This window comes from Acidovorax sp. SUPP2539 (genome assembly GCF_030158975.1).
Taxonomy (GTDB): Bacteria; Pseudomonadota; Gammaproteobacteria; order Burkholderiales; family Burkholderiaceae_C; genus Paracidovorax.
The window spans coordinates 275,244-291,346 of record NZ_BQXJ01000006.1 but is presented as its reverse complement, the minus strand read 5'-3'; the positions used below and the strand labels follow the sequence as shown (position 1 = coordinate 291,346).

At 70.8% G+C, this 16,103-nt stretch carries 11 protein-coding genes; 9 read left to right on the top strand and 2 right to left on the bottom strand.

From position 1 onward, the window contains the following. Positions 1 to 21 precede the first annotated feature (21 nt). A complete protein-coding gene (locus AVTE2539_RS21165; RefSeq protein WP_284413629.1) occupies positions 22 to 3,615 on the bottom strand; it encodes a ribonucleotide reductase barrel domain-containing protein in 3,594 nt (1,197 codons plus the stop codon). A gap of 330 nt (positions 3,616 to 3,945) precedes the next feature. Between AVTE2539_RS21165 and AVTE2539_RS21160 the strand changes: the two genes are divergently transcribed. The 3 genes from AVTE2539_RS21160 (at position 3,946) to AVTE2539_RS21150 (ending at position 7,528) form a co-directional block, all read left to right on the top strand. Continuing rightward, positions 3,946 to 4,638 carry an NAD(P)H-dependent oxidoreductase gene (locus AVTE2539_RS21160; RefSeq protein WP_284413627.1) on the top strand — a complete coding sequence of 231 codons (693 nt, stop codon included), beginning with the start codon at positions 3,946 to 3,948 and terminating at the stop codon, positions 4,636 to 4,638. Positions 4,639 to 4,858: 220 nt separating this feature from the next. Further along, positions 4,859 to 6,571 (top strand): phospholipase D-like domain-containing protein, encoded by a 1,713-nt coding sequence (locus AVTE2539_RS21155; RefSeq protein ID WP_284413625.1) that lies wholly within the window; start codon positions 4,859 to 4,861, stop codon positions 6,569 to 6,571. A gap of 63 nt (positions 6,572 to 6,634) precedes the next feature. Continuing rightward, entirely contained in the window at positions 6,635 to 7,528 is an 894-nt protein-coding gene (locus AVTE2539_RS21150) for a ChaN family lipoprotein (RefSeq protein WP_284413624.1), read from the top strand. 124 nt (positions 7,529 to 7,652) lie between these two features. Here AVTE2539_RS21150 and AVTE2539_RS21145 read toward each other — a convergent pair whose 3' ends face one another. Beyond that, positions 7,653 to 9,632, bottom strand: coding sequence for a putative bifunctional diguanylate cyclase/phosphodiesterase (locus tag AVTE2539_RS21145; RefSeq protein WP_284413622.1), 1,980 nt, complete (start codon positions 9,630 to 9,632; stop codon positions 7,653 to 7,655). A gap of 149 nt (positions 9,633 to 9,781) precedes the next feature. Between AVTE2539_RS21145 and purU the strand changes: the two genes are divergently transcribed. The 6 genes from purU (at position 9,782) to AVTE2539_RS21115 (ending at position 16,030) form a co-directional block, all read left to right on the top strand. Further along, entirely contained in the window at positions 9,782 to 10,630 is an 849-nt protein-coding gene (gene purU / locus AVTE2539_RS21140; protein WP_272566953.1) for a formyltetrahydrofolate deformylase, read from the top strand. A 73-nt stretch (positions 10,631 to 10,703) separates the two neighbouring features. Continuing rightward, positions 10,704 to 11,627 carry a LysR substrate-binding domain-containing protein gene (locus AVTE2539_RS21135; RefSeq protein ID WP_284413670.1) on the top strand — a complete coding sequence of 308 codons (924 nt, stop codon included), beginning with the start codon at positions 10,704 to 10,706 and terminating at the stop codon, positions 11,625 to 11,627. Positions 11,628 to 11,900: 273 nt separating this feature from the next. After that, complete coding sequence (locus AVTE2539_RS21130) at positions 11,901 to 13,631, top strand: methyl-accepting chemotaxis protein (protein ID WP_284413620.1); 1,731 nt, start codon at positions 11,901 to 11,903, stop codon at positions 13,629 to 13,631. Next, positions 13,628 to 15,106: a chemotaxis protein CheW gene (locus AVTE2539_RS21125; protein ID WP_284413618.1), complete on the top strand. Its 1,479-nt coding sequence runs from the start codon at positions 13,628 to 13,630 to the stop codon at positions 15,104 to 15,106. The genes AVTE2539_RS21130 and AVTE2539_RS21125 overlap by 4 nt, the downstream gene beginning before the upstream one ends. Positions 15,107 to 15,140: 34 nt before the next feature. Further along, positions 15,141 to 15,638 (top strand): GAF domain-containing protein, encoded by a 498-nt coding sequence (locus AVTE2539_RS21120; RefSeq protein ID WP_284393954.1) that lies wholly within the window; start codon positions 15,141 to 15,143, stop codon positions 15,636 to 15,638. Further along, a complete protein-coding gene (locus tag AVTE2539_RS21115) occupies positions 15,635 to 16,030 on the top strand; it encodes a response regulator (protein WP_284393956.1) in 396 nt (131 codons plus the stop codon). The genes AVTE2539_RS21120 and AVTE2539_RS21115 overlap by 4 nt, the downstream gene beginning before the upstream one ends. The last annotated feature ends 73 nt before the right edge of the window (positions 16,031 to 16,103 follow it).

The following is a 16,103-nucleotide window of genomic DNA, read 5'->3' as shown; positions in this document are numbered from 1 at the left end:
GCCATTGGCCCTGCCCACACCTCACCCGCACGTGCCCAGGTGCCCGCACTGCGTGCAATAGTCGCAGCCGTCCTTGCGGATCACCGCGTGCGCACCGCACTCGGGGCACTTCTTGCCGGCCATCGCGGGCGGCATGCCCATGGGCGCCTCGGGCTCGTCCAGCGGCAGCACCTGCTGCACCGGGTCGGGCACGCGGCTGGCCAGGATGTTCTGGATGGCATAGGCCATGGCGGCCACTTCGGAGTCGTGCCACAGCGGCACGCGCGTGCCGTCTTCGCGCTGGCGCGTGCCCAGGCGCACGGGGCCGCGGTCCCACGCCACCTTGCGCATGTCGCTCAGGGCGCGTTCCAGGAAGCCGCCGCGCGCGGCCAGCGAGAGCATGCGCATGCTGGAGGTGATCCACTGCTGCGATTCGCCGCTCTGCCCCACCGGCATGAAGAACTCGATGGCGCGGTCCACCGTGCCCGTGCCGCCGGCATTCGGCACCGGCAGGAACGACACCACCAGGTACAGCGTCTTGTGGCCCTCCTGCGTCCAATACTCCACCTTCTCGGCCACGGCCGGCAGGGCACCCTTGGGGCGGCTTTCGATCACGGTGCGCATCGGGTCGATGGGGGCTGCGGCCGATGCTGATGCCGCTACGGGCGCGGCCGGGGCCTGCGCGGCCTCAGGCGCATGCGTTTCCAGCACGGCGCCCAGGATGGTGTTGGGCCGGTAGGTGGCCAGCCCCTTGAGGCGCGCGCGCCAGGCGGCGAGGTACAGGCCCTTGAAGTCCTCGTACGGGTAGTCGGCCGGCACGTTCACCGTCTTGGAGATCGCCGTGTCCACGAAGGGCTGCACCGCCTCCATCATGGCGATGTGGTCGGCGGCGGGCATGGACAGCGCGCTCACGAAGTAGTCGGGCAGCGCGTTCACATCGCCGCCCAGTTCGCGGTACAGCCGCCAGGCGTGGTCTTCCACGGCGTATTCGCTCATGCGGCCGTCGCCCTCGCGCTTCCTGCGCTTGTAAGTCCACGAAAACGGCGGCTCGATGCCGTTGGAGGCGTTGTCGGCGAAGGCCAGGCTCACCGTGCCCGTGGGCGCGATCGACAGCAGGTGGCTGTTGCGGATGCCATGCTCGCGGATCTGCGCCTGCAGCGCCTGCGGCAGCCGGCTGGCGAAGGTGCCGGGCGCCAGGTAGCCGGCCGCATCGAACTTCGGGAATGCGCCCTTCTCGCGCGCCAGCGCCACCGATGCGGCATAGGCGGCATCGCGCAGGCACTCGGCGATCCGCGCGGCCATGGCGCGGCCCGCGTCGCGGTCGTAGCGCAGGCACAGCATGGCCAGCGCGTTGCCCATGCCGGTGAAGCCCACGCCGATGCGCCGCTTGGCCGCCGACTCCTCGCGCTGCGCCTGCAGCGGCCAGAAGGTCACGTCCAGCACGTTGTCGAGCGCGCGCACCTGCGTGGCGACGCTCTGCTCGAAGGCCTCGAAATCGAAGGCCGGCGCGCCCGCCAGCCCGAACGGGTTACGCACGAAGCGCGTGAGGATGATGGGCCCCAGGTCGCAGCAGCCGTAGGGCGGCAGCGGTTGCTCGCCGCAGTTGTGCACATACAGGCCATTCGCGTCGAACGCGTGGCAGTCGGCCACGGTGACGTCGTACACGTCCTCGCACCCATCGGCCGCGATGCAATCCACGGTGGCGGTGAAGCGCTCACGGTTCAGCCGGCGCTGGTCGCCCGCCAGGGCGGACTCCAGGCGAGCGGCCTTGGCGGTGTCGGCAAAGCCGATGCGATCGGCATACACCTGCAGGTTGTCGCCGGACACCACCAGTTCGTGCTGCGCCTGCGTGGGGTAGGCCCGGGTGCCGCCACGCCCGTCGGGCAGCACAGAGTGCTGCGCGGGGCGGCGGCCGGTGTACAGCGTGGAGGCGATCCCGAAGCGCAGCAGCATGCGCTGCACGGTGCGCAGCAGTTCGGCATCGCTTTGCGACAGGCGCACGCTCACGCCCTTGTCTTGGGCGCCCTGCACCGAACCGTCGGCATCGAACAAACCACGCAGCAGGCCGGCGGCGAAGGCGGAGGAGCCGCATTCCATGGCCGGCGTGATCGTTTTGTGGCCGGGCCGCAGGCCCATGGCGTGCGCCAGTCGCCACAGCGCCGCGCTGGCCATGCGGGCTTCTCCGCGCGTGCCGACGGGGCGCTGGAAGCCGCTGAAATCAGAGCGGTGGGACAACGTGGCCGCGGCAGCTTCGGCGGCTTGCACGATGCCTGCCGCGCCGGTGGCGGCATGGGCCACGGTGCCGTTGCCCACCTGCCGCAATTCGGGTGCCCAGACCGAGATCACGGCCTTGTCGGCCTTCAAGGTGCCGTCGCCCACGAGCAGGCCGAGCAGGTAGCCCTCGGCCTCGGTGCCCGCACCGTCCCATCCGCCGAGCGCGCGGTGGTCGTGCAGCACGATCTGGTCGCCCGGCTGCAGGTCGCCGGCCGCCGTCCACTCCAGGGACTGGGCGTAGCGGGTCTGCCGCGCCACGCGGCGCACGCGGTGGTCGGGCGTGAGGCGCAGCGTGTGGCCTTCGCGCGTGCGCAGGGCAATCACGGGCTTGTGGCCGGTCTTGAAAAATCCTTCGCTTTCCGTGCAGAAGACCCGGCCGTCCACCACCGCGCCGAACCGCCGCCCGATGAGGTCGGCCACCTGCGCCGGGCCGTCCGCCGTCAGCACCCAGGTGTCGGCCGTGACGCAGGGATTCGTCGCCGCGATCGCCTCGCAGTAATGCAGGTTGTTGTCGCGGTTGATCGCATCGAGGAACAGGATGCCCGGCTCGGCGAAGTCGTAGGCCGACCGCATGATGGTGTCCCACAGGTCGCGGGCCGGCACGGTGCGGTAGACCCACTGGCCGTCGGTGCGCTGCACCGCGCCCTGCGCCAGCAGCGCGGCGCCGGGGCGCGCGGGGTGCACCAGGTCCCACGGCTGGCCATCGGCCACGGCCTGCACGAAGGCATCGGTCACGCCGACGGACACGTTGAAGTTGTTCCATCGCCCGGGGGTGCGCTTGGCGGTGATGAATTCGAGCACGTCGGGGTGGTCGATGCGCAGCACGCCCATCTGCGCGCCACGCCGCGCGCCGGCGCTCTCCACCGTGGAGCACGACTGGTCGAACACGTTGATGTAGCTGCACGGCCCCGAGGCCAGCGAGGCCGTGCCCTTGACCTGCGCGCCCTTGGGCCGGATGCGCGAGAAGTCGTAGCCCACGCCGCCGCCGCGCCGCATGGTCTCGGCGGCCTCGCGCAGGGCCTCGTAGATGCCGGGATAGCCGCCATCGTCCATGCCCTGGATGCAGTCGCCCACGGGCTGCACGAAGCAGTTGATGAGCGTCGCCTGGATGTCGGTGCCGGCGGCGCTCATGATGCGGCCCGCCCCGATGGCGCCCGCGCGCAGGTTGGCGAGAAAGCGCGCCTCGTGCGCCGCGCGCTCGGCGGCGGGTTCCACCGAAGCCAAGGCCCGCGCCACGCGGCGGTAGAGATCCTGCACCTCCGTCTCGCCGGGCTTGAGGTACTTTTCGCGCAGCACGTCGAGGCTGATGGGCTGCACGGGAGTGGCGTCGGACGCCACGGGGGTGAAGGGGTCGCGTTGCATGTCGCTGGGGCTTCCACGGTGCACAAGGCCCCCGTTTTACTCCGGTGGCCCGCCGTCCGGTTTGCCCAATGTCAACGAGGACGGCGAGGGTTTTTCAGAGGGTGAAAGTGCCTGGGTGTATGCACGGCAGGGCCGCGCGATGGCGGCCCCTCTGGGCGGCCGGCGCGCGCGCTGCCGCGGTTTTTTGTTTCCTGGATCGAAACGCTGTGATTCCCGCGCCGGGGCTTATGCGCCCTGGCCGTTGGCGCCATATTCCAGGCAACGTGCCCCGGTTCCCGGTGGCACGCCCGCCCATCCCTTCATCCCACCCTCCCTTTCCAGGAATCCACCATGTCCCCCACCGCCGAACTGGCCGCCGAACTCGAAACCGCCATCCACGGGCCCGATGCCACCCCGCTGATCGAGCGCCTGCAGTGGCGCTACGCCACCAAGAAGATGGACCCGGCCCGCCAGGTGCCCGAGGAGAAGGTCGAGCGCATCCTCGAAGCCGCGCGGCTCGCGCCCACCTCCAGCGGGCTGCAGCCGTTCGAGGTGCTGCTCGTCACCCAGCCCGAGGTGCGCCAGCGCATCCAGGCCATCGCGTGGAACCAGGCGCAGATCACGGACGGCTCGCACCTGCTGGTGTTCGCCGCGTGGGACGACTACACGCCCGAGCGCATCAACGCCATGTTCGACTACACCAACGCGGTGCGCGGCTTCAAGAACGAAGGCTGGGAGAACTACCGCAACATGCTGCTGGGCACCTACCCGCAGCGCGGCGCCGAGGTGAACTTCCAGCACGCCGCCCGTCAGGCCTACATCGCCCTGTCCGCCGCGCTGATGGCCGCGGCCTACGAGGCGGTGGACAGCACGCCGATGGAAGGCTTCGACCCCGACGCGCTCGACACCCTCCTGGACCTGCGCGCCCGCGGACTGCGCAGCGTGGCGATCGTGCCGCTGGGCTACCGCCAGGCCGACCAGGACTGGCTGGCGCCGCTGCCCAAGGTGCGCCGTCCGCGCGAGCAGTTCGTCACCGAGGTGTGAGTCCGGCGCGCGTTCGCCTGCGCGGCAACGGCTTCGCGCGCATTCGGCGTTTCCAGGCGGGAGAGCGGCAGGATCACTCCGTTTAAGGGAATGAAAAATGATTTCATCGGACGCAGGGCGCAGCCGCGCACCTCGACCCGGCAGCGCGGCACCCGCACCGCAGTCCCCCCGAGGTCCCTCGCCTGCCAGCCGATCATCGAGCCTGGAATCCGCTGAAGGCATGCCCCTGGCCCGCCAAAGGTCGACGGGCACTTCGGTGGCCGGCAGGAACGCGCGGCTTTCCTCCCACCCTTCGCGCTCGCCAGCGCAGGGCGCGCAGCCTGCGGATTCGCAGCGCAATGCGCCAGCGTCCCGCGTGGCGGCCCCGTTCATCGCTCCGACCGAGGGGGCTGCCGGCCCGGACACGGGCGAGACACGCCACCCACGGCAGACAGCGGGCGCGCCGCTGGGCCAGTTCACAGACGGTCTTCATGCGGAACTGATCGCCGCCGGGAAAGCGGCCTACTGCCATCGGGACGACCACGCGTTCGTGCTGACCCTGGCCCCGACCAGCGAAGACCGGCAAAAGAAGCTCATCCGGATGACCATCGACTCGGCCGAGAAGTTCGCCATCATCACGTCGTTCAACGTCAATCCGGCCAAGGACCACGACCCCGAAAAGATCTCCGGGACGATGTTCGCGATCCTGGAATCGCTCGCCAGGAAGCAGCACGACAAGGACTTTTCGTTCGTCCTTTTCTACAACGACAACAAGCTGCAGACCAACGCGGTCATCTCCGCGGTCGTGGGCCAGAACGTCACGACCAACATGAGCCTGCGCTCGAGCAGCCGAACGCATGCCACCACCACGTGGCCCGCGGTCGTCAAGGCCTACAACCGGCAGCAGACCGACGCGAGCCTGAAGATCACCCGGCCCCTGTGCAACCTCTACTTCGTCGCCGCCAAGGCCAAGGGCGTGGCCGGGTCGCACCACAACAAGTTCTGCATCAATGACAAGGGGGTCGCCGCCACCCTCGGAGCGAGCCTGGCCAACAAGACCAAGGACAGCTGGATGGACGGCGGATGCGTCACGCTGAGCCAGCCCTTGGCAGCACGGCAGCGGGACTATTTTCTCGACGAACTGATCGGCAGGCACACCGTGCACGGCGGGCAGCTCCAGGTGAACAGCGACGGCGAACTGGTCATGGAGAAGATGAAGGACCTGTCACGCATCCAGGCCCTGGGAACGGTCGACATCGAATCGCCACTCGATCAGGCCGGACCGCACAAGGAACAGGCCGTCGCGCGCCTGCGCGACTCCCTGGCCCAGGCAGGGGTGGAATTCGATGGCGCAGCGCACAAGGTGCTCTGGGTGCAGAACACGTCGAGCGGCTACAAGAACATGTTCTCCACGCGCGGCCACATCGAAGGCAAGCCCATCGGACAGGTCATGTCCCGGTTCTTTTCCGGGGCCCAGCCAGGGGAAACGATCAACATCGTGAACAAGACCATCGGCAGCGAAGGCATGGCGCTCATCACCGACGCGCTCGCCAGGGGCTGCAACGTCAATGTGCTGATCAACGAGGACAACCGGGCGGCGCTGGAACGGGCGGCCCGCAAGTTCTTCGCCCATCCGGCGTCTTCCCCCGTGGGCACCCTCAACCTGCGGCATTTCGCGCCGAGCGAAACCCTGGCAACAGCGCAGCACTTCAACACCGCGGAACAGGCCGTGGGCCATGCCAAGAATTACATCCTGGAGCGCCAGGACGGCTCCAGCATCGTCATGACGGGCTCCTACAACCTGGATGGCCAGTCCCACTACCGCTCCAACGAGAACCTCATGCTGTTCGAGACCCGCGGCCATGCGGTGAAAAACGCCCTGTTCGACGACCTCTATAACGGGTGCGACAGTCCCATCAGCACGTTTTCAGCCACGGTCAAGCGCCGCGGTTGACAGCCGCACGGTCCAACGGCACGGCAGGAAGAACCGGGCGGGGCATGGCTTTAGCATGCGCACATGCACCGCCCCTTCCTCCCATCGCGCCCGCCTTCCAGGCTTTCAGGACATCGATTCAGCAGCGCGGGATGGCCACGAGGCACCCGCCTTGCGGCCACCGCGCTGCTGGCCCTGCTCGCCGGCTGTGCGCATGCGCCCCCGGAGCCTGCCGCCCCCACCCCCTGGCTCGCCCAGGTCCAGGCCCTGCTGCCCGCCGATGTGCTGCTGATCGGCGAGCAGCACGATGCCCCCGAACACCAGGCGCTGGAGCGCGAGGCCGTGCAGTGGCTGGCCGCGCGCGGGCAACTGGCGGCGCTGGTGATGGAGATGGCCGACAGCGGGCGAGCCACCGACGGACTGCCCCGCGACGCGACTGAAGGCCAGGTGCAGCAGGCGCTCGGCTGGAACGCGGCGGCCTGGCCGTGGGCGCAGTACGGCCCGGTGGCCATGGCCGCGGTGCGGGCCGGCGTGCCGGTGCGCGGCGGCAACCTGCCGCGGGCGGACCTGCGCGAGGCGATGCGGGACGAGCGCTGGGACCGGCACCTGGACGCCGCGGCGCTGGCGCGCCAGCACACCGCCCTGCGCGAGGGGCACTGCGGCCTGCTGCCCGAGTCGCAGATCCCCGGCATGGCCCGCATCCAGATCGCCCGCGACGCCCGCATGGCGGCGGTGGCCGCGGCGGCCCGGCGCCCCGGGCAGGTGGTGGTGCTGGTGGCCGGCGGTGGCCACGTGCTGCACGGCGTGGGCGTGCCCACGCACTGGTTCCCCGGCCTCACGGCCAAGGTGGCGCTGGCGCAGGCCGGCGGGGCGCCCGACCCGCAAGCGGGCGACACCGACGCGGTGCAGGCCACCCCGGCCCTGCCGGCGCGCGACCCTTGCGCGGAGCTGCGCCGCTCGCAGGGCGCCAGGCCCTGAGGCGCCACGGCGAACCCGGTGGAGGATTCAAGCCAAAACAGCCTCCAGCACATGATCCACTAAGGCATATCGCTATTATTTTCATAGCAATCAATCCACCCATCCGTCCGTCACCCGTGCCGGCTCAGTGGGCAGCCCCGCCCACCTGCGCGCGCAGCAGCGCCGTGAACGCCTCGGCCGGCAACGGGCGCTGGCACAGGTAGCCCTGGTAGCGGTCGCACCCGCGCTCGCGCAGGAAGGCCAGCTGCTCGGGCGTTTCCACGCCTTCGGCCAGCACCGCCAGCCCCAGGCTGTGGCCCATGGCGATGATGGCCGTACAGATGGCCATGTCGTCGGTGTTCTGCGGCAGGTCGCGGATGAAGCCCTGGTCGATCTTGAGCACGTCGATGGGAAAGCGCTTGAGGTGGGCGAGCGACGAATAGCCCGTGCCGAAGTCGTCGATGGCCATGCGCAGGCCCAGGCCGCGCAGGCGCAGCAGCACCTGGCGGGCCTCCTCGGGGCGCTCGGCGAGCGCGCCCTCGGTGATCTCCAGTTCCAGCAGCGTGGGCGGGTAGCCCGAGGCGGACAGGGCCGATGCCGCGCAGCCGGCCAGGTCGGTCAGGTGGAACTGGCGCGGCGACACGTTTACGGCCATGGTCAGGCCGGGCAGCCCGGCGGCGCGCCATGCCTGGGCCTGGCGGCAGGCCTCGTGCATGACCCATTCGCCCAGCGGGCCGATCATGCCGGAGTGCTCGGCCACCGGGATGAAGCGCGCGGGGGAAATCATGCCCTCCTGCGGGTCCATCCAGCGCACCAGCGCCTCGGCGCCGATCACCCGGCCGGTGGCGATGTCCACCTGCGGCTGGTAGTGCAGCTGCAGGTGGCCGAGCGCCAGCGCCGCGCGCAGGCGCGATTCGAGGGCGAGGCGCTCGCGCGCGGCCCGCGTCATGGCTTCGCTGAAAAAACACCAGGCGCCGCGCCCGCGCTCCTTGGCGCCGTAGACGGCGGCGTGGGCGCCCTGCAGCAGGGCCTGGGCGCTGTCGCCATGGCGCGGGAACAGGCTGATGCCCACGCTCGCGCCGGCCACCACCTCGAAGCCCTCGGGCGAGCGCCAGGGCTCGGCCACGGCGGCGATCAGTGTGCGGGCGATGGCGGCGGCCTCGTCCTCGCTCGGGGCGTTGCGCACGAGCACGCCGACCTCGTCGCCCGCCAGGCGCCCGGCCAGGTCGCCCGGGCGCAGGGCCGACTCCAGCCGGCGGGCGATGTGGCGCAGCACCTCGTCGCCCACGGCGTGGCCGTAGCTGTCGTTCACGTCCTTGAAGCGGTCCAGGTTGAGCAGCAGCACGGCCATGGACTCGCCGCTGACGCGGGCCTGGGCCGTGGCCTCCTCCAGCCGCTGGGCGAACCAGGTGCGGTTGGGCAGGCCGGTGAGCGGGTCGTTGTGGGCCAGGAACGCCAGGCGCTGGCGCTGGGTGTGTTCCTGCGAGATGTCGGTGAACAGGCACACGTAGTGCGTCACCACGCCCGCGCCGTCGCGCACGGTGCTGAGCGACATGCGCTCGGGAAACACCTCGCCGTTCTTGCGCCGGTTCCAGATCTCGCCCTGCCAGCGGCCGGTGCGCGACAGCTCGGTCCACAGGGCCTCGTAGAAGGCCCGGTCGTGCCGGCCGGACTTGAACAGGCGCGGCGTCTGGCCGAGCAGCTCGGCCTCGGTGTAGCCCATCAGCCGCGTGAAGGCCGCGTTCACCGAGAGGATGCGGTTGTTCGCATCGGTCACCACCATGCCCTCGATGGCGTTGTCCACCACCGTGGTCGCCAGGCGCTGGCGCTGCTCGGCGCCGCGCGCCATCCGTGCCCAGGCGCGGCCCCGGCGCACCAGCGCGGCGGCATCGGCCGCCTGCAGCCGGCGCAGACCGGCCACCGCCAGGGCGGCGGAGACCAGCACGAAGGCGATGTCCTTGGCGCTGCCCCACAGGCCGGCATGGGTGCCGCCACCGGCGTCCGTGCCCAGCAGCCAGGCCAGCAGCGCGTCGCCGCCCGCCACCCACGCCACGCCCGCCGCCACATAGGCGGCCCATGCCCAGCCGGGCACCCGCGTCAGGGCCGGGCCCTCCTCTTCATCCATGACTGTCCTTGTTGTGTTTTGCCTCGCCCGCCGGGCGCACCGCCCCGTCCGGGCGGCCTCCAATGGGACCGTATTCTCGCGCCAGCCGGGGCCCTGCGCGGCGATGGGCGGGGCACGCCCCCTGGCCTTGCTGCGACAATCGCCCCGCTATGAACCAAGCCTATATCCTTACCCTGTCCTGTCCCGACAAGCTCGGGCTGGTGCATGCGGTGTCCGGCTTCCTGCTGGAGCATGGCGGCAACATCGAAGAGGCCGCCCAATACAACGACCACGCCACCGGGCTGTTTTTCATGCGCGTGCAGTTCGCCTGCGGGGCGCACGACCACGCCGCGCTCAAGACGCAGCTGGCCGCCTTCGCCGGCCCGCACGGCATGCACTGGCAGCTGCACCCGGTGTCCGAGCCGATGAAGACCGTCATCATGGTCAGCCGCGAAGGCCACTGCCTGAACGACCTGCTGTTTCGCTGGAAGTCGGGCCTGCTGCCGGTGCACATCGCGGCCATCATCAGCAACCACCGCGATTTCTACCAGCTGGCGGCCAGCTACAACGTGCCGTTCCACCACATCCCCGTCACGGCCGCCACCAAGGCGCAGGCCGAAGCGCGGCAGTTCGAGATCATCGAATCCGAGGGGGCCGAGCTGGTGGTGCTGGCTCGCTACATGCAGGTGCTGTCGGACGACCTGTGCCGCAAGCTGGAAGGCCGGGCCATCAACATCCACCACAGCTTCCTGCCCAGCTTCAAGGGCGCCAAGCCCTACTACCAGGCGCACGACCGCGGCGTGAAGCTGATCGGCGCCACCGCCCACTACGTGACGGCCGACCTGGACGAGGGCCCGATCATCGAGCAGGACGTGGCCCGCGCGGACCACAGCAAGACGGTGGAAGACCTCACCGCCATGGGCCGCGACACCGAAAGCCAGGTGCTGGCCCGCGCCGTCAAGTGGCACACCGAGCACCGCGTGCTGCTCAACGGCCACAAGACGGTGATCTTCCGCTGAAGGCGCCCCGGGTGCGGCGCATCGAGGGAGCCCGGTGACCACGGCCCGCCCACCCGACCGGCCGCGCGGCGCGGTGCGCGCGGCCGACCCGGACGGCGCTGGCTCCGGCGGGGACGGGCCGGGGGCGACCGGCCGGCGCATCCCGCCCATCCAGTGCCTGCTGACCTTCGAGGCCCTGGCCCGCCTGCGCAGCGTGACGCAGTCCGCCGACGAGCTGTGCGTGACGCCCAGCGCCGTCAGCCACCGCGTGCGCCAGCTCGAGCAGATCCTGGGCGTGCGGCTGTTCGGCCGCGCCGATTTCTCGCTCACCACCGAAGGCAGCGCCTATCTGGCCCATGTGCGCGAAGGCCTGGGCGCGCTGCAGCGCTTTCCGGGCGCGGCCACGGCGCCGGGCAAGCGGCGGCTCAAGCTGGCGGTGACGCCGACCTTCGCCCGCGCCATCCTGATCCCGCGCCTGCGCCAGTTCACCGAGGCCTATCCCGAGATCGACCTGGCGCTGCAGGTGTCCATCCCGCTGCTGGACGTGGTGGCCGAGGATGCCGACCTGATCGTGCGCTTCGGCCCGGGGCACTACGCCGACCTGGAGCACGTGGAACTGGCGCGCGACCGGGTCACGCCGCTCGCCTCGCCCGCCTTCGTGCGCGAACACGGCCCCTTCGAGCGGCCCGAGGACCTGGAGGGCGTGGCCCTGCTGCGCAGCCCGCTGGAGCCCTGGCGCACCTGGTTCGGCGCCAGCGGCCTGGACTGGGCCGAGCCCAGCGAGGGCTCGCAGTTCAACGACATCGGCCTGATGTGCGACGCCGCCGCGGCCGGCATGGGCGTGGCGCTGGTGCGGCTCAAGCTGGGCGCGCCCTGGCTGGAAAACGGCACCCTGGTGCGGCTCTTTCCCGGCGAGGCGCCCAGCCCGCATGCCCACTACCTGTGCTGGCGCACCGGCACCATGGACCGCTGGGAGTGCGCGGCCTTCACCGACTGGCTGCGCCGCACCATGGCCTGACAAGGGGTGAAAGCCGCCCCGCGCTCCGGCGCCGGGCGGCGACGGCGGGCAAAAAACCCCCGGTTTCGGCCGCCGCGGGCTTGCGCGACGCCCGCAGGGCCGTCAAGATTCCCAAAGGCCCCGCGTCGGCGCGGGTCTATTGCGACGTCGGCGGCGGGAGCGGCTTCAAACCATCACATTACGCCTCGCCGGTTTTCCAGCGGGCCCGGCATTCAAGCCTGGGGCTGCAGTGGCCGATAACCCCTTGATGCCGCCCACCAGGACTTTGCGACCATGAACGCCTTCACAGACCCCCTTGCCGCGTCCGAGCTGGAACGCGCACGCACCACGGGCCTGCTGGCCGCGCTGGAACGGGTGCAATGCACCATCGAATTCGACCTGGCCGGCAAGGTCCAGCATGCCAACCCCCTGTTCCTGGCCCGCATGGGCTACGCCCTTGATGACATCGTCGGGCAGCACCACCGCATCTTCTGCCCGCCCGAGGTGGCGGCCAGCGCGGCCTACGGTGCCATGTGGGAGCGCCTGGCCGCCGGCGAGATCGTCGAAGGCGTGTTCCAGCGCCTGACCCGGACGGCCGAGCCGGTGTGGCTGCAGGCCTCCTACAACCCCATCTTCGACAGCGCCGGGCGGCCCGTGGGCGTCGTCAAGCTGGCCACCGACGTGACCCAGGCGCGCCAGGCCCAGGCCGACTTCGAGGGCAAGATCGCCGCGATGAACCGGGTGCAGGCCATGATCGAGTTCGACCTGACCGGCAAGGTGCTGCACGCCAACCCCAATTTCCTGAAGGTGTTCGGCTACACCGAGGACGAGGTCATCGGCCAGCACCACCGCATGTTCTGCACGCCCGAGGTGGTGCGCTCGGCGGACTACGCGCGGCTGTGGGAGCGGCTGGCCCGCGGGGAATTCGATGCCGGGCGCTACCGCCGCGTGGCCAAGGACGGCTCGGACGTGTGGATCCAGGCGTCGTACAACCCCATCCTCGACTCCTCCGGCAAGCCCTACAAGGTGGTGAAGTTCGCCACCGACATCTCCGAGGAAACGCGCCAGTCTGCGGAGACCAAGGGCAAGCTCGATGCCATCGGCCTGTCGCAGGCGGTGATCGAATTCGGCGTGGATGGCCGCATCCTCACCGCCAACCCGAACTTCCTGCGCACCATGGGCTACACGCTCGAGGAGATCCGCGGCAAGCACCACAGCATGTTCTGCGACCCCGATTTCGTGAAGACGCAGACCTACCGCGACTTCTGGGCGGACCTGGGGGAAGGCAAGTTCCAGAGCGCGCGCTACCGGCGCATCGGCAAGCACGACGCCGGCATCTGGATCCAGGCGACGTACAACCCCATCTTCGACGTGGAAGGCCGCGTGTACAAGGTGGTGAAGTTCGCGGTCAACGTGACCGAGCAGGTCGAACGCGAGACCGCCGTGTCGCAGAAGGTGCGGGACATCGGCGCCGTGCTGCACACCATCTCGGACTCGATCCAGCAGGTGGCGCGCAACTCCGAGCGCTCGGCCGACCTGGCCACCCAGACCCAGCGCGAGGCCGGCCAGGGCCACCAGGTGCTGGCGCGCTCGCGCGAGGCCATCGCCGCCATCGAGCAGTCGTCCGCCGACATCCGCGACATCGTGGCCACCATCGGCGAGATCTCCAGCCAGACGCATCTGCTGGCCTTCAATGCCGCCATCGAGGCCGCGCGCGCCGGGCCGCACGGCATCGGCTTTTCCGTGGTGGCCGACGAGGTACGCAAGCTGGCGGAAAAGTCGGCGCTCGCCGCCCAGGAAATCTCCAAGCTCGTGGGCAGCAGCGTGGCCCGCGTGGCCGAAGGCGGGCGCCTGTCCGAAGAGGTGGGCGCGGCCTTCAGCCGCATCCTGGCCGCGGTGGACAGCACCAGCCAGTCCATCGGCGAGATCCGCAACGCCATGCTGGCGCAGGAAACCTCCACCCAGGACGTCGTCGTGCTGCTGGACAAGCTGCAAGGCGCCAGCTCCGGGCGCCCGGGCGCATGACCCCACCGGGCAGCCCCTCCACGCCAGCGGCGGCCGACGCCCCCGCGCGCGCCCAGGCGCATGTGCGGGTGCGCGTGGGCGATTGCCACATCGCCATCGCGGCGGTGCATGTGGAGCGCGCGATCGCCATCCCGCCGCAGGGCCTGGCGGCCCCGCCCCGCCGCCAGGGCGCCCTGGCCGGCATGATCGACCTGCAGGGCCGGCCGGTGCCGGTGGTGTCGCTGGAGCGCTGGCTGCCCATCGCCGCCTCGCCCGCCGGCGGCGCGCCACAACGGGTGCTGGTGCTGCACGCGGGGCCGGCGCGGATCGGGGTGCGGGTGGACGAGGTCCTGGGCGTGAAGCCCGTCGATCCGCAGGCCATCGTGCGCGTGCACCATGACGGCGGCCAGGAGGAATTGTTCCAGTCGGTCGTGCCCGCCTCGGCCGGCGCGCCGATCCTGTCGGTGCTGGAGGTCGAACGCCTCATGGCCCTGTGCCAGGTGTGGTGCGACGACCCTGCGCTGGCCACGGACCCGGCCCCTGCGACCGCCGCCGAGCCGTCGGCAGCCCGCCCCCTGGACCACCAGGCGCTGGCCGAGCGGCATGCGGTCTTCGCCGTGGGCGACGACCTGTGGGCCGTGCCGGCGCGCGCCATCCACACGGTGGTGCCAGTGCCGCGCATCGAACTGAACGTGCCCCCCGGCCACTTCACGGTGGCCATCAGCACGCTGCGCGGCCGCAAGCTGCCGCTGGTGGACGTGGCCGCCGGTGCCGCGCTGCGCCCCTGGGTGGCCGTGCTGGAAAGCCAGGGGCAGTGGATCGGCCTCACGGCGGACACCTGCAGGCAACTGGCCGACCTGGCCGAGGCCGACCTGGCGCCCACCCCCGGCGATCCGCTGCTCAAGGGCCTGGCCCTGGTGGCCGGCCTGGGCACGCTGCGGGTGCTGGACATCGGCAAGCTGTTCGAAGCCGTGCCCGAGGCAGCCGTGAGCGAAGTGGCGCCCGCGGCTGCGCCGGTGGACGGGGCCGAGGGTGCCGGCGGTGCGCCGACGGATGCGCAGGCCGACGCGGACCAGGCCGGCGGCCACTTTCTGGTGTTCGAGGCCGACGCGCTCTATGCCTCGCCGGTGGACCACGTGGTCGGCGTCGTCGACCTGCCGCAGCCGGTCATCGACGAGCTGGTCCGGGGCCGGACCGCCGTGATGGACTGGCGCGGCACGACGCTGAAAGTGGCGTGCATGCCTTCTCTCAACGGCCGGCCTGGCGCCGAGCCGCCGCGCATGGCCATCCTGCTGCAACCCGACCCGGCGGATCACGCGACCGTGGGCATCGCAATTGCCCGGCTGTGCGACTGGCTGCCGGCCCACCGCGCCGACGTGCGCGCAATGCGGCTCGGCTCGGTGGGCGAGTTCCGCATGGTCACGCACCAGCGCGGCGGCGCCAGCGCCAGCATGGTCGTGGTCGATCTGGGCCAGATGGCCTACCTGCTCGGCTGACGCACCCCACCCTTCTCCCAAGGACCCACCCCCCATGACCCCAGCCAGGACCCCCGAGAACGAAGCGCAGCGCCTGCGCGCGCTGCAGGAACTGATGCTGCTCGACACGCCCCCGGAGGAGCGCTTCGACCGGTTCGTGCGGTTCGCCGCCGAACAGCTGGACGCCCCGATCGCCCTCATGAGCCTCATCGACGACCAGCGGCAATGGTTCAAGTCGCGCGTCGGACTCGCCGTGCCCGAAACCAGCCGCGATGTGTCTTTTTGTGCCCACGCCATCCTGCAGCCGGACCTGTTCGTGGTGGAAGATGCGAACCTCGACGCGCGTTTTGCCGACAATCCCCTGGTGACCCAGGCCCCGCACATCCGCTTCTACGCCGGCGCCCCGCTGTGCGCGCCGACCGGCGAGCGCCTGGGCACGCTCTGCATCATCGACACCAAACCCCGCAGCCTCACCGTGACCGAGCGGGCCGTGCTGCGGGCGCTGGGCACCCTGGCCAACGAAACCATTGCCGGCAAAGACAAAGACGCATGACCCGTCCACCCTCCCTGCCCATCCTTTTGCTGGTGGAGCCGCAATTCGTGCTGCGCCGCACGATCGTCTCGGTCGCGCGCGACCTCGGCCTGGTGGACTTCCAGGAAGCCACCAGCGTGGCGCGGGCCCTGCCCGTGCTGGCAGCCCAGCCCTTTTTCGGCCTGGTGCTCGATTGCGACGATGCGGCTGCCTCCACCGACCTGCTGGCGCGCCTGCGCAGCGGGGCGTTCGCCTGCCCGGCCGACATGCCCGTGCTGGCCATGTCCTCGCTGCCCGACCCGGAGCGCGATGCCTGGCGCGAAGCCATCGGCGTCACGGGCACGCTGCGCAAGCCCTTCAAGATCGGGGCCCTGCTCGAATCGGTGCAGGCCATGGCGGGGCGCCGGCCATGAGCGCGCGGCCCGCTCGCCTGGCGGTGTGCGGCCCCCTGGCAGGCGCGGGCGCCGCGCCCCCGTTCATCACGCC

Bases quoted from the DNA above. Each gene is read 5' to 3' on its own strand.
- AVTE2539_RS21165 (WP_284413629.1), bottom strand. From the start codon at position 3,615: ATGCAACGCGACCCCTTCACCCCCGTGGCGTCCGACGCCACTCCCGTG.
- AVTE2539_RS21160 (WP_284413627.1), top strand. From the start codon at position 3,946: ATGTCCCCCACCGCCGAACTGGCCGCCGAACTCGAAACCGCCATCCAC.
- AVTE2539_RS21155 (WP_284413625.1), top strand. From the start codon at position 4,859: ATGCCCCTGGCCCGCCAAAGGTCGACGGGCACTTCGGTGGCCGGCAGG.
- AVTE2539_RS21150 (WP_284413624.1), top strand. From the start codon at position 6,635: ATGCACCGCCCCTTCCTCCCATCGCGCCCGCCTTCCAGGCTTTCAGGA.
- AVTE2539_RS21145 (WP_284413622.1), bottom strand. From the start codon at position 9,632: ATGGATGAAGAGGAGGGCCCGGCCCTGACGCGGGTGCCCGGCTGGGCA.
- purU (WP_272566953.1), top strand. From the start codon at position 9,782: ATGAACCAAGCCTATATCCTTACCCTGTCCTGTCCCGACAAGCTCGGG.
- AVTE2539_RS21130 (WP_284413620.1), top strand. From the start codon at position 11,901: ATGAACGCCTTCACAGACCCCCTTGCCGCGTCCGAGCTGGAACGCGCA.
- AVTE2539_RS21125 (WP_284413618.1), top strand. From the start codon at position 13,628: ATGACCCCACCGGGCAGCCCCTCCACGCCAGCGGCGGCCGACGCCCCC.
- AVTE2539_RS21120 (WP_284393954.1), top strand. From the start codon at position 15,141: ATGACCCCAGCCAGGACCCCCGAGAACGAAGCGCAGCGCCTGCGCGCG.
- AVTE2539_RS21115 (WP_284393956.1), top strand. From the start codon at position 15,635: ATGACCCGTCCACCCTCCCTGCCCATCCTTTTGCTGGTGGAGCCGCAA.